This is a genomic window from Streptomyces sp. NPDC007162 (assembly GCF_040634175.1).
In the GTDB taxonomy this organism is placed as follows: Bacteria; Actinomycetota; Actinomycetes; order Streptomycetales; family Streptomycetaceae; genus Streptomyces.
The window spans coordinates 1-25,764 of sequence record NZ_JBEYFC010000017.1; the positions used below are offsets into that span (position 1 = coordinate 1).

Genomic DNA, 25,764 nt, shown 5'->3' on the forward strand with positions numbered 1-25,764 from the left:
GCCGATGGTACTGCGGGGGGAACCCTGTGGGAGAGTAGGACGCCGCCGAACAAATTTTGAAAGGGTTGGGCCCTGAACTTCGGTTCAGGGCCCAACCCTTTTTTGTTTTGCTTAACTTGACGTTCACGTTGCGCACCGAGCATCCCAGCATGGGTACTGCTGCAATGCTCAGGGCCGCCGGCGTCGGAGTCGGCGACGAGGTCATCGTGCCGGCCTTCGGGAACGCCGAGGTCGCCGAGGCCGTGACACTGGCCGGCGCGCTTCCGGTGTTCGCCGACATAGATCCGCTGACCTACTGCCTCGACGTGACGGCGGTGGAAGCGGCCATAACAGCCCGTTCCGCGGCGGTCGTTGTCGTGCACCGATTCGGGCGGTGGGCGGACATCCCGCGGTTGCACGCGCTGGGACAGCGGCACGGGCTGCTGGTCCTGGAGCAGGGCGAGTCCGAGGCGCCGTACGACGAGATCGCGCAGCGTCGGCAGCGGGCCGGTTACCTCGATGCGAAGCTGCGCGGGGTACGGACCCCGGACGGTGGTGACGGGCACACCTACCAGCAGTACGTCGTACGGGTGCCCGGAAACGGCAGGCCCGACCGGGACGCCTTCGCTCGGGCACTGCGCGGCAAGGGAGTTGACTGCCGGGTGCCGGTGAAGACACCCGTGCACCGGCTGCCGGAGTTCCGGCGGTACGTGTCGCTGCCGGAGACGGAACTGGCCGCCGACGAGACGCTGGCGCTGCCGGTGGACGCCTCGCTGACGAAGCGGGAGATGCAGCGGATCGTGTCGGCCTGCAACGCCCTCGGCGGACTGCTTCAGGCCGCCTTCTGAACGAGTTTGGGAACTCGGGCATCGTCGGGGTATGATCTATTCCGTTGCCGCGGGGAAACCTCGAAAAGGCAACAGGCCCCTATAGCTCAGTCGGCAGAGCGTCTCCATGGTAAGGAGAAGGTCAACGGTTCGATTCCGTTTGGGGGCTCAGACCAAAAGGCCCCACCCTCACGGGTGGGGCCTTTTTCGTGCCCTCTTTCCCCGGCCCTCTCAGTCCTTCTGGAGGCCGGGGACCCGCATGGCCAGAATCGCCATGTCGTCCGAAGGTGCGTCCGACGCGAAACGCTCCACCGCGCGCATGATGCGCGCGGCCACGGCGCCCGCCGTCAGTCCCGTGCAGGTCGTCAGCACGTCCGCGAGGCCGTCGTCGCCGAGCATGCGCGTGCCCTCCCGGCGTTCCGTCACGCCGTCCGTGACGCACAGCAGGACGTCGCCCGGGTCGAGAGTGACCGTCTGCTCGTAAAGGTCCAGGTCCTCGATGACGCCGAGGAGCGGCTGGGGTTCGGCGGCGGCCTCCACCGTGCCGTCAGGGCGCAGGCGCAGCGGGAGCGGATGGCCGGCGCAGACAACCTTCATCTCGGCGCTGCCGTCCTCCTGGGGGCGCATCTCGCCGTACAGGAGGGTCAGGAAGCGGCTGCGGTCGCCCTCGTCCAGGATGGCCGAGTTGAGGCGCTCCAGGACGGCCGGCCCGCTGAGGCCCTCGCGGGCCAGCAGGCGCAGGGCGTGCCGGGCCAGGCCGGTCACGGCGGCCGCGTTCGGGCCCGTGCCGCAGACGTCGCCGATGGCGAAGCCGTACGCGCCGTCGGAGATGGGGAAGACGTCGTAGAAGTCGCCGCCGACCTCGTTGCCCTCGCCGGCCGCGCGGTAGATGACCTCGACCTCCATGCCGTCGATGTGCGGGGTGCCCGGGGGCAGCAGGCTGCGCTGGAGGGCCTGGCTGATGGCGGTGCGCTCCGAGTACAGGCGGGCGTTGTCCAGGGCCAGGGCGGCACGGCGGGAGAGGTCCTCGGCGAGTTCCAGGATCTCCTGGCGGAAGTGTTCGTCGGTGGGCTTGCCCAGCGTCAGCATGCCGATGACGCGGTTGCGGGCCACCAGGGGCAGGACGACGGTCTCGCCGCCGACGGCGGAGGCCGTGGCGAGGGTGGGGCCGATGCCGGAGGAGAATTGGCGGGTGGGGCCGCCGGTCAGGCCCAGGCTGCGCATGGAGCTGCGCAGGGCCGCCCGGTGGGCGTGTTCCCCGGGGGCGGTCCAGACGCGGGCGCCGGGCGTGGGCACCGGGTCCGGCGGGGGCACCTTGGAGAGCAGGGACTTGATGCCGTCGATGAGTTCCTCGTCCTCGTGCAGCACGTACGAGAGGTACGGCTCGGAGGCCTGGTCGGCGATCGTGTAGACGGCGCACCAGGTGGCCAGGGTCGGGACCGTCATCTGCGCCATCAGGGCGAGGGTCTGGTCGCGGTCCAGGGTGCCGGCGAGCAGGTCGGAGGCCTCGACCAGGAAGCTGAGCGAGCCGCGGCGCAGCCGCTCCAACTCGCCCAGGCGGGCCGACTCGACGGCCAGGGCGATGCGGTCGGCGGCGAACTGGAGGCGCAGCGCCTCCTCGTTGGAGTATCTGCCCGGTGCCTCGGCCGCGACGCCCAGGGAGCCGGTCAGGCGGCCCTCGACCTTCAGCGGGACCGTGACGACCGAACGCATGCCGGTGCCTCCCAGGAGGGGCACGGCGCCCGGTACGGCCGTCAGATCGTCGTGTACGGCCGGCATACGGGCCGAGCCGTAGCGGCCGGGGCCCGCTTCGACGGGCACGCGCGCGAAGCGCTGGCGTGCGGAGGGCAGGCCGGTGGAGGCGCGGACCTCCAGCTCGGTCTCGTCGTCGGTGGCGAGGAGCAGGAAGGCGGAGTCGCCGTCGAGCATGTCCCGGGCGCGTTCCACGGTGCGCTGGAGGAGGCCGTCGAGGTCGTCCGGGGCGGGGGAGCCGATGAACACCTCGAAGGGGTCCGTGCTCTGGCCGTCGGCGGTGCCGGTGGCGTCGGAGGCGGGGACGCGCAACGGGGTCTGCAGGACGGCGCGTTCGTGGTCCCGTACGAGCAGGCAGACGGTGGAGGGTTCGCCGCCGGTGTCGCGGACCCTCAGATGGGAGGCGTAGACGGGGGTGACGCGGCCGTCGGCGCCGCGGATGCCGTAGCTGCCCTCCCAGCGGGAGAGTTGGAGGGCCTCGGCGATGCCGGTGCCGGTGCCCGGGGTGTGCGGCCAGGCGGCGAGGTCGGTGAGTGGCTTTCCGGTGACCTCGGCGGCGGTGTGGCCGAAGATGTCCTCGGCGTCCTCGTTCCAGGCTGTCACGGAGCCCTTGCGGTCGATCTGGACGACCGCCACGCGGACCCGGCCGTCGGCGAGGGGCAGCAGGTCGGCGGGGAGGGACGGGCCGGCGGCGCGGGTGCCGACGGGGCGCTCGGGGAGGTCGAGCTGGAACCAGACGTTCTTGTGGGTGGGGGTGTACTCGACGCCCCAGCGGGCGGCGAGGGCCGCGCAGAGCTGGAGGCCGCGGCCGCCCTCGCGGTCGGGGCTGCCCATGTTGACGGCGGATCCCTGGAGCGGGACCTCGCGTTCCGGGTAGCGGTCGGCGACCTCGATGCGTACGCCGTCCTCGGTGCGCAGGCACAGGACGTCGGCGTGGGTGCCCGCGTGGACCACGGCGTTGGTCACGAGTTCGCTGGTGAGGACCACGGCGTCGTCGACGATGTCGGCGAAGCCCCAGCCCTGGAGGGTGTCGCGGACGAAGGCCCGGGCGGTCGCGACCGATCGCCCGACGGGCTCGAAGGTGGCGGCCGCGCGCGCGGTGATCACTGAACTCCTCGACCGGGTCTCGACATGCGGGCCCTGCTGGCCGGCCGGCTCGTGCCGCTGCTGCGGCACGAGCTCGCCCGTGGGCCGTGGCTCCGGGTTGTGTCCCCCGGGGATCACTCCGGTGGTCATGGTCTGCGGCCGCCCCTCCGAATGCCCGCTCGTTCTCGTGCCACCGCCCAGGCCGGACGGACCGGTGCGGCTGGACAGCCGCATGCAAGGTTACTTACCTTCGCCGTCCGAGCGGATGCCGGTCGCCAGTGTTTACGCCCCAAGGGTGTGCGGACGATGTGCGAAGCTGCCGAACTGTTATGGCCTGGTTCGGCCGGGGTGAAACACTGGGCAAGCTTCTGGTGAAGGTCCGGTCAGCCTGAGTGCGTTCCGTGTACGGAGGGCAGCAGCCCCTGGTGTGACCGGATCCCATCTGGCAGAAATACCCAGCAGTAACTGGTACGCCGAAGTATGCGGTACGCCGAGTATGGCGGTATCCGGGCACAGCAGTGGCACAGCAGTAATGGTCGACCCCTGCGGGAGGGACACAGTGGAGTCTGGCGCAGCGACGCGGAGCACTCAGGCGCGCGCGAAAGGCGGACCGTCCCTGAGCAGGCGGCGGGGTGGCGGCGGGACCACGGAGGTGGACTCGGCGTCTCTGGACCGGTTGCTGGTGGCTCTGGTGGCGATGCGGGACGGGAACTTCCGCAAGCGGCTCACGGTGTCCGGGGACGGCGTGCTGTCGGAGATCGCGGCGGTCTTCAACGAGGTGGCCGACCGCAATCTCCACCTCACGGGTGAGTTGTCGCGGGTACGGCGTGTCGTCGGACGTGAGGGAAAACTCACGGAGCGGCTGGAAACGGGCGCCTGTGAGGGTTCCTGGGCGGCTGCGATCGACAATTCCAACGACCTGGTCGACGACCTGGTGCGGCCGGTCTCCGAGGTGGGCCGGGTCCTGACGGCGGTGGCCGAGGGTGACCTGTCGCCGCGGATGGAGCTGCGGACGCCGTCGGCGGACGGGGCCGGGCATCCGCTGCGCGGCGAGTTCCTCAAGGTCGGCAGGACCGTCAACAACCTGGTCGACCAGTTGTCGACGTTCACCGACGAGGTGACGCGGGTGGCCAGTGAGGTGGGCACCGAGGGCAAGCTGGGCGGGCAGGCACGTGTGCGTGGCATGTCGGGTTCCTGGCGGGACCTGACGGACTCGGTGAACACGATGGCGTACCGGTTGACGGCGCAGGTGCGGGACATCGCGCTGGTGACGACCGCGGTCGCCAAGGGCGATCTGTCGCGGAAGGTCACCGTGCAGGTGGCCGGCGAGATGCTGGAACTGAAGGAAACCGTCAACACGATGGTGGACCAGCTGTCGGCGTTCTCCTCGGAGGTGACCCGGGTCGCCCGTGAGGTGGGTACGGACGGCATCCTGGGCGGTCAGGCACACGTGCCGGGTGTCGGGGGTACGTGGAAGGAGCTCACGGACTCCGTCAACACCATGGCCGGCAACCTGACGGCCCAGGTGCGCGGGATCTCGGAGGTGACGACCGCGGTCGCCAACGGTGATCTGTCGCGCAAGGTGACCGTTCCGGCGCGTGGTGAGGTCGCGCAGCTCGCCGAGACGATCAACCAGATGACCGAGACGCTGCGGATCTTCGCGGACGAGGTCACGCGTGTGGCCAACGAGGTCGGTGGCGAGGGGCGGCTCGGCGGCCAGGCGAACGTGCCGGGAGCGGCGGGTACCTGGAAGGACCTGACGGACTCCGTCAACACGGTCTTCAGGAATCTGACCACCCAGGTGCGTGACATCGCCGCGGTGACGACGGCGGTGGCCAACGGTGACCTGTCGCAGAAGGTCACCGTGGATGTGGCCGGCGAGATGCTGGAGCTCAAGAACACCGTCAACGGCATGGTTGATCAGCTGTCGTCGTTCGGTGCCGAGGTCACCCGGGTGGCCCGGGAGATCGGTGTCGAGGGTGAGCTGGGCGGCCAGGCGCAGGTGCCGGGGGCGGCGGGTACCTGGAAGGACCTGACGGACTCCGTCAACACGGCGTTCCGCAACCTCACCGGTCAGGTGCGCAACATCGCCCAGGTGACGACGGCGGTGGCCAACGGTGATCTGTCGCAGAAGGTCACCGTCGACGTCTCCGGCGAGATGCTGAAGCTGAAGAACACCGTGAACACGATGGTGGACCAGCTGTCCAGTTTCGCCGATCAGGTGACGCGGATGGCCAGGGACGTGGGTACCGAGGGCCGGCTGGGCGGGCAGGCCCGGGTGGACGGTGTCTCGGGCACCTGGAAGGAGCTCACCGACTCCGTCAACTTCATGGCCGGCAACCTCACCTCCCAGGTGCGGCAGATCGCCCAGGTGACGACGGCGGTGGCGCGGGGCGACCTGTCGCAGAAGATCGACGTCGACGCGCGCGGTGAGATCCTCGAACTGAAGAACACGATCAACACGATGGTTGATCAACTGTCGGCCTTCGCGGATCAGGTCACGAAGGTGGCCCGTGAGGTGGGTACGGAGGGCCGCCTGGGCGGTCAGGCGCAGGTGCCGGGTGTGGCCGGGGTGTGGCGGGACCTGACGGATTCCGTGAACGGCATGGCCGGCAACCTCACGGCGCAGGTCCGCAACATCGCGCAGGTGGCGACCGCGGTGGCCCGGGGTGACCTCTCCCAGAAGATCACCGTGGACGCGCGGGGTGAGATCCAGGAGCTGAAGAACACCCTGAACACGATGGTCGACCAGCTGTCGTCGTTCGCCCAGGAGGTCACGCGCGTGGCGCGCGAGGTGGGCACCGAGGGCATCCTGGGCGGTCAGGCCGAGGTGCAGGGGGTTGCGGGCACCTGGAAGGACCTCACCCAGTCCGTGAACTTCATGGCCAACAACCTGACCATCCAGGTGCGCAACATCGCCGAGGTCACGACGGCGGTGGCCAAGGGCGACCTGTCGAAGAAGATCACTGTTGACGCGAAGGGCGAGATCCTGGAGCTCGTCACGACGGTCAACACGATGGTGGACCAGCTGTCCAGTTTCGCGGAGCAGGTGACCCGGGTGGCCCGTGAGGTGGGCACGGAGGGCATTCTGGGCGGTCAGGCGCGTGTTCCGGGTGTCACGGGCATCTGGAAGGACCTCAGCAACAACGTGAACCTGATGGCCAACAACCTGACCATGCAGGTGCGGAACATCTCCCAGGTCTCGGCGGCGGTCGCCAACGGTGACCTGACGCGGCAGGTCACCATCGAGGCGAGCGGTGAGGTGGCGCAGCTCGCCGACACCATCAACCAGATGGTGAAGACGCTGAGTTCGTTCGCGGACCAGGTCACCAAGGTGGCCCGTGAGGTGGGTACGGACGGCATCCTGGGTGGTCAGGCGCACGTACCGGGTGTGGCGGGCACGTGGAAGGACCTCACCGAGTCAGTGAACCAGATGGCGTCCAACCTGACCGGTCAGGTGCGCAACATCGCGATGGTGACGACGGCCATCGCCAAGGGCGACCTGACCAAGAAGATCGACATCGACGCGCGCGGTGAGATCCTCGAACTGAAGACGACGATCAACACGATGGTCGACCAGCTGTCCAGCTTCGCCGAGGAGGTCACCCGGGTGGCCCGTGAGGTGGGCACCGAAGGGGAGCTGGGCGGTCAGGCGCGCGTGCGCGACGTGGACGGCACCTGGCGCGACCTCACCGAGTCCGTGAACGAGATGGCCGGGAACCTGACCCGGCAGGTGCGCGCCATCATGCGGGTGGCGACCGCGGTGACCCGTGGCGATCTGAACCTGAAGATCGACGTGGACGCCTCCGGGGAGATCCTGCAGCTGCAGGACTACATCAACAAGATGATCGCGAACCTGCGCGACACGACGATCGCCAACGAGGAGCAGGACTGGCTCAAGGGCAACCTGGCCCGTATCTCCGCGTTGATGCAGGGCCGCCGGGATCTGGCGGACGTGGCCGCGCTCATCATGAGCGAGCTGACGCCGGTGGTCTCCGCGCAGCACGGCGCGTTCTTCCTGGCGATGCCGCTGGTCGACGGCAAGGACCTGAGTGCGGAGAGCGAGGAGGCGTACGAGCTGCGGATGCTGGGTTCGTACGGTTACTCGATGGGCTCCATGCCGACGTCGTTCCGGCCGGGTGAGGCGCTGATCGGCACGGCCGCCCATGAGAAGCGCACGATCCTGGTGGAGAAGGCGCCGACCGGTTATCTGAAGATCTCCTCCGGGCTGGGCGAGGCTCCGCCGGCGCAGGTGATCGTGCTGCCGGTGCTGTTCGAGGGCAAGGTGCTCGGAGTGATCGAGCTGGCCTCCTTCACGCCGTTCACGCAGATCCAGAAGGACTTCCTGAACCAGATCGCCGAGATGATCGCGACCAGCGTCAACACCATCTCGGTGAACACCAAGACCGAGGTGTTGCTGAAGCAGTCGCAGGAGCTGACCGAGCAACTTCAGGAGCGGTCGGCGGAGTTGGAGAACCGGCAGAAGGCCCTGCAGGCGTCCAACGCCGAACTGGAGGAGAAGGCCGAACTGCTGGCCCAGCAGAACCGGGACATCGAGGTGAAGAACACCGAGATCGAGGAGGCCCGGCAGGTCCTGGAGGAGCGCGCCGAGCAACTCGCGGTCTCCATGCGGTACAAGAGCGAGTTCCTCGCCAACATGTCGCACGAGCTGCGCACTCCGCTGAACTCGCTGCTGATCCTGGCCAAGCTGCTCGCGGACAACGCGGAGGGCAACCTGTCGCCGAAGCAGGTGGAGTTCGCCGAGACGATCCACGGCGCGGGGTCCGACCTGCTCCAGCTGATCAATGACATCCTCGACCTGTCGAAGGTCGAGGCGGGCAAGATGGACGTCTCCCCGACGCGTATCGCGCTCGTCCAGCTCGTGGACTACGTGGAGGCCACCTTCCGGCCGTTGACCGCGGAGAAGGGCCTGGACCTGTCGGTGCGGGTCTCGCCGGAGCTGCCCGCCACCCTGCACACCGACGAGCAGCGGCTCCTTCAGGTGCTGCGCAACCTGCTGTCCAACGCGGTGAAGTTCACCGACTCCGGTTCGGTGGAGCTGGTGATCCGGCCGGCGAGCGGCGAGGTGCCGGCGGGGATCCGGGAACAGCTTCTGGAGGCCGGTTCGCTCAGCGATCCGGACGCGCCGCTGATCGCGTTCTCGGTGACCGACACCGGTATCGGCATCGCGGCCAGCAAGATGCGCGTGATCTTCGAGGCGTTCAAGCAGGCCGACGGCACCACGAGCCGCAAGTACGGTGGTACGGGCCTGGGGCTGTCGATCTCGCGGGAGATCGCGCAGCTGCTCGGTGGTGAGATCCACGCGCAGAGCGAGCCGGGCCGTGGTTCGACGTTCACGCTGTACCTGCCGCTGCACCCGAGTGAGCTGCCGCCGCAGGGTTATCAGCAGTCCGTGCCCGCGCTGGAGGCCGGGGACCTGGTGGCCTCGCAGAACCGCAGCTCGGAGCTGTCGGGAGTGGAGATCGAGACGCCGGCCGAGGTGAAGTCGTACCAGGAGACCCAGAACGGTGCCGCCGCGCTCTTCCGGCGGCGCCGCCGGGGTGCTCCCCAGGTGCCCGAGACCTGGCCGGTGCTGGCCGAGCAGGAGGTGCCGGCCCCGCAGCCGCGCCGGGGTGTGCGGTTCGGCGGGGAGAAGGTGCTGATCGTCGACGACGACATCCGTAACGTCTTCGCGCTCACCAGCGTCCTGGAGCAGCACGGTCTGTCGGTGCTGTACGCCGAGAACGGCCGGGAGGGCATCGAGGTGCTGGAGCAGCACGACGATGTGGCGGTGGTGCTGATGGACATCATGATGCCGGAGATGGACGGCTATGCGACGACCAACGCGATCCGTCGGATGCCGCAGTTCGCCGGGCTGCCGATCATCGCGCTCACCGCGAAGGCGATGAAGGGCGACCGGGAGAAGGCGATCGAGTCCGGCGCCTCCGACTACGTCACCAAGCCGGTCGACCCCGATCACCTTCTGGCGGTGATGGGGCAGTGGATGCGCGGGGAGTGACCGAAGCGATCAGGTGTGATGTGAACGTTATGAGAACCTTCCGTGAGCGCGGGGAGTTGCTGACTCACGGTGGCCGAACCCGTGTAGAAGTGCGGGATTGGGGGAACCTTCTGGTCTCCGGCTGCGTTTCTGCTACGTGCACAGTGACATCGCGGTGACAGGGTGTGGCGACAGGCGGGGTGCGGCTACCATGACCGGCACAAGGACGGGCGGCGAAACGGAGTCGTCCCCTGGGGCGGCGCCCGGTGCACATCCGGGGCGAGGAGGGCGGGCCATGGTGCAGAAGGCCAAGATCCTCCTGGTCGATGACCGGCCGGAGAATCTGCTGGCGCTGGAGGCCATCCTCTCTGCGCTCGATCAGACACTGGTGCGGGCATCGTCCGGGGAGGAAGCGCTCAAGGCACTGCTCACGGACGACTTCGCGGTCATTCTGCTGGACGTCCAGATGCCGGGCATGGACGGCTTCGAGACCGCGGCGCACATCAAGCGGCGGGAGCGGACCCGGGACATCCCGATCATCTTCCTCACCGCCATCAACCACGGCCCCCACCACACCTTCCGGGGCTATGCGGCGGGCGCGGTCGACTACATCTCCAAGCCCTTCGACCCGTGGGTGCTGCGCGCCAAGGTCTCGGTGTTCGTCGAGCTGTACATGAAGAACTGCCAGCTCCGGGAGCAGGCGGCGCTGCTGCGGCTGCAGTTGGAGGGCGGTGCCAGGGGCGGCGCGGTGGCCGGCAAGGAGTCCGCGGGGCTGCTCGCCGAGCTGTCGGCGCGGCTCGCCGCCGTCGAGGAGCAGGCCGAGGCGCTGTCCAAGCAGCTGGACGACGAGTCCGCGGACGCGGCCGCGGTGGCCACGGCGGCCCATCTGGAGCGCAAACTCACCGGCCTGCGCCGGGCGCTCGACGCCCTCGAACCGGGTACGGGCGGCGGTGCCGCACCGCTCCCGTCGCAGAACTGACCGCGGCGGCGGACACAGTTGCCCATGAGCGTGCGTCAGTTCCGTGCCTCGGCAAGGGCGACACGTACGGGTGAAGCAGTGGGCACACGTGTCCCCCGTCGCATCCCCCGGTAACCTCACACCCATGGCCTCACGTCCCTCGGCAGCCAAGAAGCAGCCCGCGAAGAAGGCCGCTCCCTCGAAGGCTCCGGCGAAGAGGGCCGCCCCGAAGAAGGCCCCGGCCAAGAAGGCGCCAGCCAAGAGGCCCGCGGCCAGGAAGTCCGCCCCGCCGCCCAGGCCGGCGCCCAGCCCCACCGGGGGTGTCGTCCGCCTGGTGCGCGCCCTCTGGCTCGGCCTCGCGCACGCCGTCGGCGCCGTGTTCCGCGGCATAGGACAGGGAGCCAGGAACCTGGACCCGGCCCACCGCAAGGACGGCGTCGCCCTGCTCCTGCTCGCCCTCGCCCTGATCGTCGCCGCCGGCACCTGGGCCGACCTGCGCGGCCCGGTCGGCGACCTGGTCGAGATCCTCGTCACCGGCGCCTTCGGGCGTCTCGACCTGCTGGTGCCGATACTGCTCGCGGCGATCGCCGTCCGGTTCATGCGCCACCCCGAGCAGCCGGAGGCCAACGGCCGGATCGTGATCGGACTGTCCGCCCTGGTCATCGGCGTGCTCGGGCAGGTCCACATCGCCTGCGGCTCGCCCGCCCGCAGCGCCGGCATGCAGGGCATAAGGGACGCCGGCGGCCTCATCGGCTGGGCGGCGGCGACCCCCCTGACGTACACCATGACCGAGGTCCTCGCCGTACCCCTGCTGGTGCTGCTCACGGTCTTCGGACTGCTGGTCGTCACCGCGACCCCGGTGAACGCGATCCCGCAGCGGCTGCGGGCGCTGGGCGTGCGCCTCGGGCTGCTGCACGACCCCGAACCGGACGACTACGTCGGCTACACCGACTACACCGAGGACGACGAGCGCTACGACGACCAGTGGCGCGAGGCGTTGCCCGCGCGCCCCCGCAAGCGCACCGGCGCCCCGGCGGACTACGACCCCGACACGGCCGAGCAGGAAGCGCTCAGCAAGCGCCGGGGCCGCCCGAGGCGCTCCGCGGTGCCGCAGCCCGACATGGGCCGCCGGCTGGACGCCGTGGACGTCGCGGCGGCGGCCGCCGCCGCGCTCGACGGCGCGGTCCTGCACGGCATGCCGCCCTCGCCGCTCGTCGCCGACCTCACCCAGGGCGTCAGCGTCGGCGACCGCGAGGAGACCACGCCCGCACCCACGTCCACGCCGGTGCCGGCCCCCGGCCCGGTTCCGGCGGCGCGGCCCAGGCAGGAGAAGCTCAAGGGCGAACCGGTCGTCGCGGACCTGACGAAACCGGCCCCCGAGGAACCCCGCGACCTGCCCCCGCGCGCCGAGCAGCTCCAGCTCTCCGGCGACATCACCTACTCGCTGCCGTCACTGGACCTGCTCACCCGCGGCGGCCCGGGCAAGGCGCGCAGCGCGGCCAACGACGCCGTCGTCGCCTCGCTCACCACCGTCTTCTCGGAGTTCAAGGTCGACGCGCGCGTCACCGGCTTCACACGCGGACCGACGGTCACCCGGTACGAGGTGGAACTCGGCCCGGCCGTGAAGGTCGAGCGGATCACGGCGCTCACCAAGAACATCGCGTACGCCGTCGCCAGCCCGGACGTGCGGATCATCAGCCCGATCCCCGGCAAGTCCGCGGTCGGCATCGAGATCCCCAACACCGACCGGGAGATGGTCAACCTCGGTGACGTGCTGCGGCTCGCCGAGTCCGCCGAGGACGACGACCCGATGCTGGTCGCCTTCGGCAAGGACGTCGAGGGCGGCTACGTCATGCACTCGCTCGCGAAGATGCCGCACATGCTGGTCGCGGGCGCCACCGGCTCCGGCAAGTCGTCCTGCATCAACTGCCTGATCACCTCGGTCATGATGCGGGCCACTCCGGAGGACGTGCGGATGGTCCTCGTCGACCCCAAGCGGGTCGAGCTGACCGCCTACGAGGGCATCCCGCACCTCATCACGCCGATCATCACCAACCCCAAGCGGGCCGCCGAGGCGCTCCAGTGGGTCGTGCGCGAGATGGACCTGCGCTACGACGACCTGGCCGCGTTCGGGTTCCGGCACATCGACGACTTCAACAAGGCGATCCGCGAGGGCAAGGTGAAGCTGCCCGAGGGCAGCGAGCGGGAGCTCAGCCCGTACCCGTACCTGCTGGTGATCGTCGACGAGCTCGCCGACCTGATGATGGTCGCCCCGCGTGACGTCGAGGACGCGATCGTGCGCATCACGCAGCTCGCGCGGGCCGCCGGTATCCACCTGGTGCTCGCCACCCAGCGCCCGTCGGTCGACGTCGTCACCGGTCTGATCAAGGCGAACGTGCCCTCCCGGCTCGCGTTCGCCACCTCCTCGCTGGCCGACAGCCGGGTCATCCTCGACCAGCCCGGCGCGGAGAAGCTGATCGGAAAGGGCGACGGACTCTTCCTGCCGATGGGGGCGAACAAGCCGACCCGTCTGCAGGGCGCGTTCATCACCGAGGAAGAGATCGCCGTCGTCGTCCAGCACTGCAAGGACCAGATGACACCGGTCTTCCGGGACGACGTCGTCGTGGGCACCAAGCAGAAGAAGGAGATCGACGAGGACATCGGCGACGACCTCGACCTGCTGTGCCAGGCGGCCGAGCTGGTCGTCTCCACGCAGTTCGGCTCGACGTCCATGCTCCAGCGCAAGCTGCGCGTCGGGTTCGCCAAGGCCGGCCGGCTCATGGACCTCATGGAGTCGCGCGGGGTCGTCGGGCCCAGCGAGGGGTCCAAGGCACGTGATGTTCTTGTGAAACCCGATGAGCTGGACGGAGTGCTCGCCGTGATCCGTGGGGAGTCTGAAGGGTAGGTCTGTCTCAGGGGCACGGGCGCCTGTAGGCCGGGTGGAGGCATGTCGTGATCCACCCGTTAGAGATCGTCGGGCAACCGTTTCCCTTTGACGTACGTCAAGTTGAGCGAGAGGAAAGGTGTGTACTCCAACCTGGGGCGCACACCTGACCTGTCATCGGGGTGTCCAGCCATACCGATGGCGTACAAAGTCGTATCGTCCGGTTGCCTCACCCTTTCGTACCCCCCCTAGACTGAACCTCCAGCACAGGCGGCTAAACGCTCGAAAGGCGCCCCCGTGTCCATCGGCAGCAACTCCCCTGAAGACGAGCGTCCGTTCCAAGACGTGTCCGAGGAAAACCGCCCCTCCGTAGGCCGAGCCCTCAAGCAGGCCCGCATCGCCGCCGGGCTGGCCGTCGACGGCATCAGCGGGAGCACCCGGGTCCGGATCGCCATCGTGCACGCCATCGAGGCCGACGACTTCGCCCCCTGCGGCGGCGACGTCTACGCCCGCGGGCACATCCGGACCCTGGCCAGGGCCGTCGGCCTCGACCCGGAGCCGCTGCTCGCGCAGTTCGCGGCCGAGCACGGTGGTGGGCGGCCCGCGCCGACGCCTGCCGCACCGCTCTTCGAGGCGGAACGCATCCGGCCCGAGCGGCGCGGCCCCAACTGGACGGCGGCGATGGTCGCCGCGATCGTCGTCGTGATCGGTTTCGTCGGCTTCACCGCCTTCAAGGGTGGTGGCGGCGACGACGCCAAGCAGTCGGTCGCCGAGGGAGCCAGCCCGTCGACCAGCAAGCCGGCCTCGCCCACCCCGAAGGAGAGCAAGCCCGGCAAGGCCCCCGAGCCCTCGGACAGCGCGATCGCCGCCGCGCCGCAGGACAAGGTCACCGTCCAGGTCAGCGCGGCCAACGGACGCAGCTGGATCTCGGCCAAGGACCACAACGGCCGGATGCTCTTCGACGGGCTGCTGAAGAAGGGCGACTCCAAGACCTTCCAGGACAGCTCCAAGATCAACCTGATCCTCGGCGACGCCGGAGCCATCCAGCTCTACGTCAACGGCAAGAAGATCGAGGACCAGTTCCAGCCGGGTGCCGTGGAGCGCCTGACGTACACCAAGGGCGACCCGGAAGTCGGATAAGCGTTCGGATCCAGCACATGCCCAAGGGGTTGGCCATGATCGGCCAGCCCCTTCGACGTGGGCTGTCGGTGAGACAAAGTAGTCTTGAGCCCATGCCTGAACGCCGTACCGTCGCACTTGTCACTCTCGGCTGCGCCCGTAACGAGGTGGACTCGGAGGAGCTCGCAGGCCGTTTGGAGGCGGACGGCTGGGACCTCGTCGAGGACGCGTCGGACGCCGACGTCGCCGTCGTCAACACCTGTGGCTTCGTCGAGGCCGCCAAGAAGGACTCCGTGGACGCCCTCCTGGAGGCCAACGACCTCAAGGGCCACGGCAGAACCCAGGCCGTCGTGGCGGTGGGCTGCATGGCCGAGCGGTACGGCAAGGAACTCGCCGAGGCGCTGCCCGAGGCGGACGGCGTGCTCGGCTTCGACGACTACGCCGACATCTCCGACCGCCTGCAGACGATCCTCAGCGGCGGCATCCACGCCGCCCACACCCCGCGCGACCGGCGCAAGCTGCTGCCTGTCAGCCCGGCAGAGCGACAGGACTCGGCCGCCTCGGTGGCCCTGCCGGGCCACGCGCCGGCCGACCTGCCGGAGGGCCTCGCGCCCGCCTCAGGGCCGCGTGCGCCCCTGCGCCGCCGCCTGGACGGCTCCCCGGTCGCCTCGGTGAAGCTCGCCTCCGGCTGCGACCGTCGCTGCTCCTTCTGCGCCATCCCGTCCTTCCGCGGCTCCTTCATCTCGCGCCGCCCGAGCGACGTGCTGAACGAGACCCGCTGGCTGGCCGAGCAGGGCGTCAAGGAGATCATGCTGGTCTCCGAGAACAACACCTCCTACGGCAAGGACCTCGGCGACATCCGCCTCCTGGAGTCCCTGCTGCCCGAGCTGGCCGAGGTCGACGGCATCGAGCGGGTGCGCGTCAGCTACCTCCAGCCCGCCGAGATGCGCCCCGGCCTGATCGACGTGCTGACCTCCACTCCGAAGGTCGCCCCCTACTTCGACCTGTCCTTCCAGCACTCCGCCCCCGGCGTGCTGCGGGCCATGCGGCGCTTCGGCGACACCGACCGCTTCCTGGAACTGCTCGACACCATCCGCGGCAAGGCCCCGCAGGCCGGTGTCCGCTCCAACTTCATCGTCGGCTTCCCCGGTGAGTCCGAGTCCGACCTGGCCGAGCTGGAGCGGTTCCTGAACGGCGCCAGGCTGGACGCCATCGGTGTCTTCGGCTACTCCGACGAGGAGGGCACCGAGGCGGCGACGTACGAGAACAAGCTCGACGAGGACGTCGTCGCCGAGCGCCTCGCGCACATCTCCCAGCTCGCCGAGGAACTCGTCTCGCAGCGTTCCGAGGAGCGCGTCGGCGAGACCCTGCACGTCCTCGTGGAGACGGTCGACGAGGAGGACGGCGTGTACGGCCGCGCGGCCCACCAGGCGCCCGAGACCGACGGACAGGTGCTGCTCACGAGCGGCGAGGGGTTGCATCCCGGTCGTATGGTCGAGGCCAAGGTGGTCGGTACGGAAGGTGTCGACCTGGTGGCCGAGCCGCTGCAGGGCGCGGCCGCATGGAGCGAGGAGGACGGCAGATGACCGGAGTCCCGGCGTCCGCCGCGGGCGGTCCCCCCGGCGCGCACGGCGCCCCGGGCTCCGCCGCCACCTCCGGTCCCACCTCCGCACAGGGCAGCAGCACGCAGAGCGGCTCGCAGAACGAGGAGAAGCCGCCGCGCGGCGGAAAGATCGCGGCCGCCGCCGTCAACCAGGCCAGTGTGTGGAACGTCGCCAATCTGCTGACCATGCTCCGGCTGCTCCTGGTGCCCGGCTTCGTCGCGCTGATGCTCGCCGACGGCGGATACGACCCGGCATGGCGCTCGCTCGCCTGGGCGGCCTTCGCCATCGCCATGATCACCGACCTGTTCGACGGTCATCTGGCCCGCACCTACAACCTGGTCACCGACTTCGGCAAGATCGCCGACCCCATCGCCGACAAGGCGATCATGGGAGCGGCGCTGGTCTGCCTGTCCGCGCTGGGCGACCTGCCCTGGTGGGTGACGATCGTGATCCTCGCCAGGGAACTCGGCATCACGCTCATGCGTTTCGTGGTCATCCGCTACGGCGTGATCCCGGCCAGCCGCGGCGGCAAGCTCAAGACCCTCACCCAGGGCGTGGCGGTCGGGATGTACGTGCTGGCACTGACGGGGTGGCTGGCGACCCTGAGGTTCTGGGTGATGGCAGTGGCCGTCGTCCTGACGGTCGTCACGGGCCTCGACTACGTGAGACAAGCCATTGTGCTGCGGCGGCGGGGAATCGCCGAGCGGACAGCGGCGTCGGAGGAGACGGAAGCGTGAATTCCACGGCCGCCGAACTGGTGCGACTACTGACGGTGAGAGGCCAGAGCCTCGCTGTGGCCGAGTCGCTGACCGGTGGACTGGTCGCGGCCGAGATCACCACCGTCCCGGGAGCCTCCAAGGTGTTCCGCGGTTCCGTCACCGCCTACGCCACCGAGCTGAAGCACGAACTCCTCGGTGTCGACGCCACCCTGCTGGCCCAGCGTGGAGCGGTGGATCCGCAGGTCGCGGCCCAGATGGCCGCCGGAGTACGCACAGCGCTCGGCGCCGACTGGGGCCTCGCGACCACCGGGGTCGCCGGACCCGAACCGCAGGACGGCCGCCCCGTGGGCACGGTCTTCGTGGCGGTCGACGGCCCCTTCACGACGGGTTCCGGTTCTGCCGGCGGCGGAAAAGTGGCGGCCCTGCGGTTGAACGGCGACCGCGCGGAAATTCGTAGAGAGAGTGTACGGAGCGTACTCGCACTGCTCCTGAAGGAGCTTGCGAACGAACAGACCGGGAATGAGCGGACACAGGATACGGAACAGAACGGGGGGTTTTGATGTTTGCAGCCCTGAGTGAACACGACATCGCTCCCCGCACGGCCGCGGCGCAAGGCGGTACGGTGGGGCGTGAAGGATGCGGTTACGCGGTCCGAGGAGGGAGCCACCGATGATTCTGCTCCGTCGCCTGCTGGGTGACGTGCTGCGTCGGCAGCGCCAGCGCCAGGGCCGTACTCTGCGCGAAGTCTCCTCCTCCGCCCGAGTCTCGCTCGGCTATCTCTCCGAGGTGGAGCGGGGGCAGAAGGAGGCTTCCTCCGAACTGCTCTCCGCCATCTGCGACGCGCTGGACGTACGGATGTCCGAGCTCATGCGGGAAGTGAGCGACGAGCTCGCCCTCGCCGAGCTGGCCCAGTCCGCCCAGGCCACCGAGTCCGTACCGACGCCGGTTCGCCCGATGCTGGGCACCGTCTCGGTGACCGGTGTGCCACCGGAACGGGTGACCATCAAGGCACCCGCCGAAGCGGTGGACGTGGTCGCGGCGTAACGCCCGCGCTGGTCTTCACCGACGTGGCGCCGACCCGGCGCCGAAGAAGTGCACGAGGCCCCGGCCGTGCCTCCCCAGGGGAACCTGGAAGGGCGCAGCCGGGGCCTTCGCGCGCCCGACGCCGGGGTGCGTCCGTTTGCCGGTACCCGGTGCTGCGGTCATCGTGGAGAGACGTGACAGGGGGCCGACCACCGGAGAGAACGCATGTACGTCGTGAAGAGTCCGCTGTCCGACGCGGACCTGAAGACCGTGGCCGAGGCGTTGCAGGGCGCCCTCGTCGACCTGGTGGACCTGGCCCTGGTCGCCAAGCAGGTCCACTGGAACGTGGTCGGCCCCCGCTTCCGGTCCGTCCACCTCCAGCTCGACGAAGTGGTCGACTCGGCCCGTACGCACTCCGACACGGTCGCGGAACGGGCGTCCGCGCTGGGTGTCTCACCGGACGGACGCGCGGCCACGGTGGCCGCGGGCAGCGGTATCTCGGCGGCCCCCGCGGGCTGGGTCAAGGACTCGGACGCGGTGGCGGCCCTGGCGGACGCGCTGGGCGCGGTGATCGCCCGGATGCGGGAGCGGATCACGGCGACCGCGGAACCGGATCCGGTGTCCCAGGACATCTTCATCGCCGTCACGGCGGATCTGGAGAAGCATCACTGGATGTTCCAGGCGGAGAACGCGTAGCAGAGGCCGATGCCGGCCGACGGCCGTTGCACCGGTGAGCCCTCGGTGCGCCTCCCCGGTGGGCCGGGCGGCGTTCTAGCGTCCGGCTGGAGGTGGCGGCCAAGATGGGGCGGATGATGCGCTGGGGGGTTGCCCTGGGGTTCGCGGCGCTGTGGTGGTGGGCCGTGCTGCGGATCACGTTCGCCGACGGCGCCGGGGCGCTGGAGGCCACCGTGGCCGCGGGCGGCTGGGGGCTGAGTCTGCTGCCGGTGAACTGTGTGCCGAGATCCCGGGCCACGGGCGCCCTCGGCCCGGGCAGGTGGCGGGCCGCCTGGCAGGGCCGGCGCCCTACCAGGGCATCGCCACCCCTCCGTTCGGGCGCAGGATCTGGCCCGTCATGAACGACGAGGCGTCGCAGGCCAGATAGAGCACGGCGTGCGCGATGTCCGCCGCCTCACCGACCCGGCCCAGCGGCGACATCCGGGCCATCCCCGCCTCCGTCCGCCGCTGCTGCGCACTGTCGTCGCGGTCGGTCATGGGCGTCCGGATCCAGCCCGGGGCGACCGCGTTGACCCGGATGCCCTGCCCGCCGACCTCGTTCGCGAGCGTCTTGGTCAGCTGCACCACGGCCGCCTTGGCGGCGCCGTAGCAGAGCAGGCCGGGGCCGCCGGTGTCGATCGCGCCGGACGCCATGGTGACGATGCTGCCCCCGGTCCGCCGCTCCAGCATCAGCCGCGCGGCCTCCTGGCAGCTGTGCAGGACGCCCTTGAAGTTGACGGCCAGTACCCGGTCGAGGTCCTCGTCGCGGGTCTCCAGGACGGAACTGCGGTGCATGATCCCGGCGACCGCCGCCATGATGTCCAGCCGCTCGCAGGACCGTACGGCCCGTGCGAGCCCCGCCCGGTCCGTCACGTCGAGGGTGTGGGTGTGGGCGGTGCCGCCGCCCTCCTTGATCAGTGCGGCGGTCCCGTGCAGTCCGTCCGCGTCCAGGTCTCCACAGTGCACGGTCGCGCCCGCCTCGGCGAGCAGCACGGCCGAGGCCCGGCCGATGCCGCTGGCGGCGCCGGTGACGAATGCGGTGCGTCCGGTGAGGTCGTACGCATTGACTGGCATGAAGGGACCGTACGAGCGTTTCTGACGGGTCGTCAATTGGTCGTGCGTGTGCTGCGGGCCGGAGCCGGCCCGGTCTGGCAGACCGGGCACCAGTAGGTGGGGCGTTCGCGGGAGCCGTCGCCCTGGTCGGCCAGGCGGATCGGGGTGCGGCAGCGCAGGCAGGGGCGGCCCGCACGACCGTAGACGAACAGGTCCTGGTTGCGCAGGCCCGTCGTCCGGCGGACCGGGCGTTCCCGGTTGGCCTCCAGGACCCGCTGTGCGAGGTGGGGGAGGTGCGCGGCACGGTCGGCGGGGAGCGCGCCGACCGGGAGCCAGGGAGTGGCGCCGATCAGGAAGCAGAGCTCGCTCTTGTAGACATTGCCGATGCCGGCGAGGTTGCGCTGGTCGAGCAGGGCCTCGCCGAGCGGGCGGGCGGGGTCGGCGAGGAGGTTGGCGAGGGCGCGCTCGGGGTTCCAGTCCGGGCCCAGCAGGTCGGGGCCGAGGTGGCCCACCGCGGCGTCCTCCTCGCACGTGCGCAGGAGCTCCAGGACCTGGAGGCGGTAACCGACGGCCGTGCGGTCGACGGTGCTCAGGACCACCCGGATCTGGTGGGCGGGGCCGCCCTTCCAGCGCTCCCCGGTGCCGTAGACCTTCCACGCGCCTTCCATCCGCAGGTGCGTGTGCAGGGTCACGCCGTCCTCGAAACGGGTCAGCAGGTGCTTGCCACGGGGCACGGTGCCGAGGACGGTACGCCCGCCGAGGTCGACCGTGGCGTATCTGGACACCCGGAAGTCGCTGCGGGCCAGCACCTTGCCGGCGAGCGCGTCGTGCAGGCGCCGTGCGGCCTGCCAGACCGTGTCACCCTCGGGCATGGGTCAAGAGTGGCACGCGGGTGCCGGGCTGGGTCCCGGAGGGCGCGAGGGGCGCACGGTGAGCATGGCGGATGTCCATGGCGTTCACGCCCGTAGGCGAAGGCCGCGGGGGGTCGCTATGAAACCCGCCCCCTCCAGGAGGATGCCCAGCGGAGAGGTCAGGGCCGCGGCGCCGTTGACCCGCTCCACCGTCACCGTGCCGAGGCTGCCCGCGCGGGCAGCCGCCGCGAGAGCCTCCGCCGCCGTACGCAGGCGCCGGTCGTCGGGTGCGGCCGTGTCCGGGGCGGAGGGCCAGGCCAGCAGAGTCTTGCCGCCCCGCTCCATGTACAGCGTCAGCTCGCCCTCGACCAGGACGACCAGCGAGCCCGCCTTGCGGCCCGGCTTGTGCCCGGCGCCGGTGGGTGGCTCGGGCCAGGGGAGCGCGGCACCGTAGGCGTTGGCGGGGTCGGCCGCGGCGAGGACCGCGGCTCTGGGGTCGGGCCCTGCGGGGGTGCGGGTGTGATGGTTGCCGTAGGTGTGGGGGGTGACCTGGCTGCCGCCCCGGGGGCCGCCGTGGCCGGGGGCGGCAAAGGGGTCGGCGGAGGAATCGGCGAAGGGTCCGCCGGGGGCGAAGTCCTTGGGGGAGACGTAGTCGCCGGGGGCCGTGGGCGGCTCGGGGGGCCAGGTGAAGTCGCCGTCGACCCCGGCGAGGCCGGTTCCGTCGAAGGGGCCGAGGGGGGTGACGGGCGCCTCGGCGCCGAAGGCGGCCGAAGGGGTAAGGCCGCCGTCCCCGAAGCCGGTGCCGTTTCCGAAGCCGCCGCCGGTGCCGTTCGGGAAGCCGGTGCCGGGCCTGCCCTCGCCGCGTTCGCGGGCATTGGACACCGCGCGCAGCCGGTCGACCGCTCCGTCCATCGCGAACTGGGCCGCGCCCAGACCCTCGACCACATAGCCCCGGCGGGCCTGCCCGCTCTCCTCGAACGCCGACAGGATCCGGTACACCGCCGAGAAACCGCCCTCGACACCCTCCGCCGCGACCGCGCCCCGGGTCACCACACCGTGCCGGTCCAGCAGGGTGCGGGCCAGGGCGTGGGCGCGCACGGTGGTGTCCGGCTCGGGCTCGGGGAGCAGGGACCAGCGGCCGGCGACGGTCGGCGGACCCGAACGGGATGCCGTGCGGGCGGCGGCCGTCAGGGAGCCGTAGCGGCCGCGCGGGACGGTGCGCTTGGCGCGGTGGGCCGTGGACCCGGCGGTACGGCCGGAGCCCAGCAGGGAGCGCATCGGGGCCAGCGTGTCGTTGGTGAGCCGCCCCGACCACGCCAGGTCCCAGAGCGTGTCCGCCAGTTGGGGATCGGTGGCGTCGGGGTGGGTGGTGGCCCGGACCTGGTCGGCGATCTGACGGAAGAACAGGCCGTAGCCGCCGGAGAGGGCGTCCAGTACGGACTGGTGCAGAGCCGTCAGCTCCAGTGGGTGCGGTGGTGCAAGGAGCAGGGGGGCCGCGTCCGCCAGATACAGGGAGACCCAGCCGTCCTTGCCGGGCAGGGCGCCCGCGCCCGCCCACACGATCTCGCCTGCCGCGGTGAGTTCGTCCAGCATGGACGGCGTGTAGTTGGCCACCCGGGACGGCAGGACCAGCTTCTCCAGCGCCGAGGCCGGGACGGACGCGCCCTGCAACTGCTCGACGGCGCGCACCAGCCCGTCGACGCCCCGCAGCCCGTGCCCCTTGCCGATGTGCTGCCACTGCGGCAGGAACTGTGCGAGCGCGGCCGGTGCCACCGGCTCCAACTCGTGCCGCAGCGCGGCCAGGGACCGGCGGCGCAGCCTGCGCAGCACGGCCGCGTCGCACCACTCCTGACCGATGCCCGCCGGATGGAACTCGCCCTGCACGACCCGCCCGCCCGCGGCGAGCCGCTGCAACGCGCCTTCGGTGACCGCCACCCCGAGTCCGAAGCGGGCGGCAGCGGTGGCCGACGTGAACGGGCCGTGGGTGCGCGCGTACCGGGCGAGGAGGTCGCCGAGCGGATCCTTCACCGGCTCGGTGAACGCCTCGGGGACGCCGACCGGCAGGGCCGTGCCGAGGGCGTCGCGCAGCCGCCCCGCGTCCTCGATCGCCGCCCAGTGGTCGGCGCCGCCGATACGGACCTTGATGGCCCGGCGGGCGCCGGAGAGGTCCCGGGCCCACTGCGGTTCGGCGCCCCGCTCGGCCAACTCGGCGTCCGTCAGCGGCCCCAGCAGCCGCAGTACGTCGGCGACTCCCTCCAGGTCCTTGATCCGACGGTCCTCACTGAGCCATTGGAGTTCGCTCTCCAGCTCCGTGAGGACCTCGGCGTCGAGCAGTTCGCGCAGCTCCGCCTGGCCCAGCAGCTCGGCCAGCAGCCGCGAGTCCAGGGAGAGCGCGGCCGCGCGGCGCTCGGCGAGCGGCGAGTCGCCCTCGTACAGGAACTGGGCGACGTACCCGAACAGCAGGGAGCGGGCGAAGGGGGAGGGCTCGGGGGTGGTGACCTCGACCAGGCGGACCTTGCGGGACTCCAGGTCGCCCATCAGCTCGACCAGGCCGGGCAGGTCGAAGACGTCCTGGAGGCACTCGCGGACCGCCTCCAGGACGATCGGGAACGAACCGAACTCGCTCGCCACCTCCAGGAGCTGGGCGGCCCGCTGGCGCTGCTGCCACAGCGGGGTGCGCCTGCCGGGGTTGCGGCGCGGGAGCAGCAGCGCGCGGGCGGCGCACTCGCGGAAGCGGGAGGCGAACAGGGCGGATCCGCCGACCTGGTCGGTGACGATCCGGTCGACCTCGCCCTTGTCGAAGGCGACGTCGGCCGCGCCGACCGGGGCCTGTTCGGCGTCGTACTCGCTGCCGACCCGCACAGGGGCCTGGTCCAGCAGGTCCAGGCCCATCAGGTCGGCGTCCGGCAGCCGCAGCACGATGCCGTCGTCCGCGTGCATGACCTGCGCGTCCATGCCGTACCGCTCGGACAGCCGGGCGCCGAGGGCCAGCGCCCAGGGGGCGTGCACCTGGGCCCCGAAGGGCGAGTGGACGACCACGCGCCAGTCGCCCAGTTCGTCGCGGAAGCGCTCCACGACGATCGTGCGGTCATCGGGGACGTGGCCGCAGGCCTCGCGCTGTTCGTCCAGGTAGGACAGCACGTTGTCCGCCGCCCACGCGTCGAGACCCGCCGCCAGCAGGCGCAGCCGGGCGTCGTCCTTGGGGAGAGAACCCACCTCGCGCAGGAACGCGCCGACCGCGCGGCCCAGTTCGAGCGGGCGGCCCAGCTGGTCGCCCTTCCAGAAGGGCAGCCGGCCGGGGACGCCGGGCGCGGGGGAGACCAGGACCCGGTCGCGGGTGATGTCCTCGATCCGCCAGGAGCTGGTGCCGAGGGTGAAGACGTCGCCGACCCGGGACTCGTAGACCATCTCCTCGTCCAGCTCACCGACCCGGCCGCCACCCTTCTTGGGGTCGGCACCGGCGAGGAAGACACCGAAGAGACCGCGGTCGGGGATGGTGCCGCCGGAGGTGACGGCGAGCCGCTGGGCGCCCGGGCGGCCCGTGACCGTGCCCGCGACCCGGTCCCAGACCACCCGCGGGCGCAGCTCCGCGAACGCGTCCGACGGATAGCGGCCCGCGAGCATGTCCAGGACCGCCGTGAACGCCGACTCCGGCAGGGAGGCGAAGGGGGCCGCGCGGCGGACCGTCGTCAGCAGGTCGTCCACCTGCCAGGTGTCCAGGGCGGTCATCGCGACCAGCTGCTGGGCGAGCACGTCCAGAGGGTTGGCGGGGACCCGGAGGGACTCGATGGAGCCGGTGCGCATCCGCTCGGTGACCACGGCCGCCTGCACCAGGTCGCCGCGGTACTTGGGGAAGACCACACCGGTGGAGACCGCGCCGACCTGATGTCCCGCGCGGCCGACGCGCTGCAGTCCGGAGGCGACCGACGGCGGGGACTCGACCTGGACGACCAGGTCCACCGCGCCCATGTCGATGCCCAGTTCGAGACTGGAGGTGGCCACCACCGCGGGCAGCCGGCCGGCCTTGAGATCCTCCTCCACGAGCGCGCGCTGCTCCTTGGAGACCGAACCGTGGTGCGCGCGGGCGATGACCGGCGGGGCGCCCTGGGCCGCGCCCGAGCCGCCCATCAGCTCGGCCGGGGAATGGTGTTCGTCCAGGGGCTCGCCGGTCACCCGCTCGTAGGCGATCTCGTTGAGCCGGTTGCACAGCCGCTCCGCCAGCCGGCGGGAGTTGGCGAACACGATGGTGGAGCGGTGGGCCTGCACCAGGTCGGCGATCCGCTCCTCCACATGCGGCCAGATCGACGGCTTCTCCGCTCCCTCGGCACCGTCGCGGGCCGGGGAGCCGCCCAGCTCGCCCATGTCCTGGACCGGCACGACCACGGAGAGGTCGAACTCCTTGCCGGACTCGGGCTGGACGATCTCCACCTTGCGGCGCGGCGACAGATAGCGGGCCACCTCGTCGACCGGGCGGACGGTCGCGGACAGGCCGATGCGGCGGGCGGGCCTCGGCAGCAGCTCGTCCAGCCGCTCCAGGGAGAGTGCGAGATGCGCCCCGCGCTTGGTGCCGGCCACCGCGTGCACCTCGTCCAGGATCACCGTCTCGATGCCCGTCAGCGCGTCGCGCGTGGCCGACGTCAGCATCAGGAACAGGGACTCCGGAGTGGTGATCAGGATGTCCGGCGGGCGGGTGGACAGGGCGCGGCGCTCGGCGGCCGGGGTGTCGCCGGAGCGGATGCCGACCTTCACCTCCGGCTCGGGCAGGCCGAGGCGGACGGACTCCTGGCGGATGCCGGTCAGCGGACTGCGCAGGTTCCGCTCGACGTCGACGGCGAGGGCTTTCAGCGGCGACACGTACAGCACCCGGCAACGCTTCTTCGGGTCGGCCGGCGGTGGGGTGGAGGCCAGCTGGTCCAGGGCGGCGAGGAAGGCGGCCAGCGTCTTGCCGGAGCCGGTCGGGGCGACCACCAGCACGTCCGAGCCTGCGCCGATGGCCTGCCACGCGCCCGCCTGGGCCGCGGTGGGCGCGGAAAACGCCCCCGTGAACCAGCCGCGGGTCGCGGGGGAGAAGCCGTCGAGGGCTCGGTGAGCGGATTTCGCCATGGGTCCATCCTGCACCCGACCACCGACAATCGACCTGACCTGCGCAAACGCCGATGACAGGGTGGGTGGGAGCGCGGCGGGCGGCGGGGTGCGC

The 25,764-nt window shown here is 70.8% G+C and carries 14 protein-coding genes and 1 tRNA gene; 11 read left to right on the plus strand and 4 right to left on the minus strand.

Annotation, left to right across the window (positions count from 1 at the left end):
• Nucleotides 1-164 precede the first annotated feature (164 nt).
• Nucleotides 165-827, plus strand: a complete 663-nt coding sequence (locus ABZ646_RS03705) for a DegT/DnrJ/EryC1/StrS family aminotransferase (protein WP_360512628.1) — start codon at nucleotides 165-167, stop codon at nucleotides 825-827.
• 75 nt (nucleotides 828-902) lie between these two features.
• A tRNA-Thr gene (locus tag ABZ646_RS03710) sits at nucleotides 903-975 on the plus strand.
• A gap of 62 nt (nucleotides 976-1,037) precedes the next feature.
• Here ABZ646_RS03710 and ABZ646_RS03715 read toward each other — a convergent pair.
• Nucleotides 1,038-3,794, minus strand: a complete 2,757-nt coding sequence (locus tag ABZ646_RS03715) for a SpoIIE family protein phosphatase (protein WP_360512583.1) — start codon at nucleotides 3,792-3,794, stop codon at nucleotides 1,038-1,040.
• A 409-nt stretch (nucleotides 3,795-4,203) separates the two neighbouring features.
• On the opposite strand from ABZ646_RS03715, the gene ABZ646_RS03720 reads away from it, so the two are divergent.
• The 9 genes from ABZ646_RS03720 (at nucleotide 4,204) to ABZ646_RS03760 (ending at nucleotide 18,645) form a co-directional block, all read left to right on the plus strand.
• Nucleotides 4,204-9,663, plus strand: coding sequence for a HAMP domain-containing protein (locus tag ABZ646_RS03720; RefSeq protein WP_360512585.1), 5,460 nt, complete (start codon nucleotides 4,204-4,206; stop codon nucleotides 9,661-9,663).
• 274 nt (nucleotides 9,664-9,937) lie between these two features.
• Nucleotides 9,938-10,621, plus strand: a complete 684-nt coding sequence (locus tag ABZ646_RS03725) for a response regulator (RefSeq protein WP_360512587.1) — start codon at nucleotides 9,938-9,940, stop codon at nucleotides 10,619-10,621.
• A gap of 124 nt (nucleotides 10,622-10,745) precedes the next feature.
• Nucleotides 10,746-13,505: a DNA translocase FtsK gene (locus ABZ646_RS03730; RefSeq protein WP_360512589.1), complete on the plus strand. Its 2,760-nt coding sequence runs from the start codon at nucleotides 10,746-10,748 to the stop codon at nucleotides 13,503-13,505.
• 276 nt (nucleotides 13,506-13,781) lie between these two features.
• Nucleotides 13,782-14,624, plus strand: coding sequence for a RodZ domain-containing protein (locus ABZ646_RS03735; protein ID WP_360512591.1), 843 nt, complete (start codon nucleotides 13,782-13,784; stop codon nucleotides 14,622-14,624).
• Between the two features lie 92 nt (nucleotides 14,625-14,716).
• A complete protein-coding gene (gene rimO, locus ABZ646_RS03740; protein ID WP_360512593.1) occupies nucleotides 14,717-16,189 on the plus strand; it encodes a 30S ribosomal protein S12 methylthiotransferase RimO in 1,473 nt (490 codons plus the stop codon).
• On the plus strand, nucleotides 16,186-16,944 hold the full coding sequence (pgsA, locus tag ABZ646_RS03745; RefSeq protein ID WP_360512595.1) for a CDP-diacylglycerol--glycerol-3-phosphate 3-phosphatidyltransferase: 759 nt from the start codon (nucleotides 16,186-16,188) through the stop codon (nucleotides 16,942-16,944). The genes rimO and pgsA overlap by 4 nt, the downstream gene beginning before the upstream one ends.
• Nucleotides 16,941-17,486, plus strand: coding sequence for a CinA family protein (locus ABZ646_RS03750; RefSeq protein ID WP_360512597.1), 546 nt, complete (start codon nucleotides 16,941-16,943; stop codon nucleotides 17,484-17,486). Before pgsA ends, ABZ646_RS03750 begins: the two co-directional genes overlap by 4 nt.
• Before the next feature lie 109 nt (nucleotides 17,487-17,595).
• Entirely contained in the window at nucleotides 17,596-17,970 is a 375-nt protein-coding gene (locus tag ABZ646_RS03755) for a helix-turn-helix transcriptional regulator (RefSeq protein ID WP_132894382.1), read from the plus strand.
• Between the two features lie 204 nt (nucleotides 17,971-18,174).
• On the plus strand, nucleotides 18,175-18,645 hold the full coding sequence (locus ABZ646_RS03760) for a DNA starvation/stationary phase protection protein (RefSeq protein WP_360512599.1): 471 nt from the start codon (nucleotides 18,175-18,177) through the stop codon (nucleotides 18,643-18,645).
• Nucleotides 18,646-18,972: 327 nt separating this feature from the next.
• Here the strand turns inward: ABZ646_RS03760 and ABZ646_RS03765 are convergent, their stop codons facing one another.
• The 3 genes from ABZ646_RS03765 to ABZ646_RS03775 all read right to left on the minus strand — a co-directional run bounded on the left by ABZ646_RS03765 (nucleotide 18,973) and on the right by ABZ646_RS03775 (nucleotide 25,670).
• Nucleotides 18,973-19,737 carry an SDR family NAD(P)-dependent oxidoreductase gene (locus ABZ646_RS03765; RefSeq protein WP_360512601.1) on the minus strand — a complete coding sequence of 255 codons (765 nt, stop codon included), beginning with the start codon at nucleotides 19,735-19,737 and terminating at the stop codon, nucleotides 18,973-18,975.
• A gap of 32 nt (nucleotides 19,738-19,769) precedes the next feature.
• Complete coding sequence (locus ABZ646_RS03770; protein ID WP_360512603.1) at nucleotides 19,770-20,588, minus strand: DNA-formamidopyrimidine glycosylase family protein; 819 nt, start codon at nucleotides 20,586-20,588, stop codon at nucleotides 19,770-19,772.
• Between the two features lie 84 nt (nucleotides 20,589-20,672).
• The gene (locus ABZ646_RS03775; protein ID WP_360512605.1) at nucleotides 20,673-25,670 is read right to left on the minus strand and encodes an ATP-dependent helicase; all 4,998 of its coding nucleotides are present in this window, start codon (nucleotides 25,668-25,670) and stop codon (nucleotides 20,673-20,675) included.
• Between the last annotated feature and the right edge of the window lie 94 nt (nucleotides 25,671-25,764).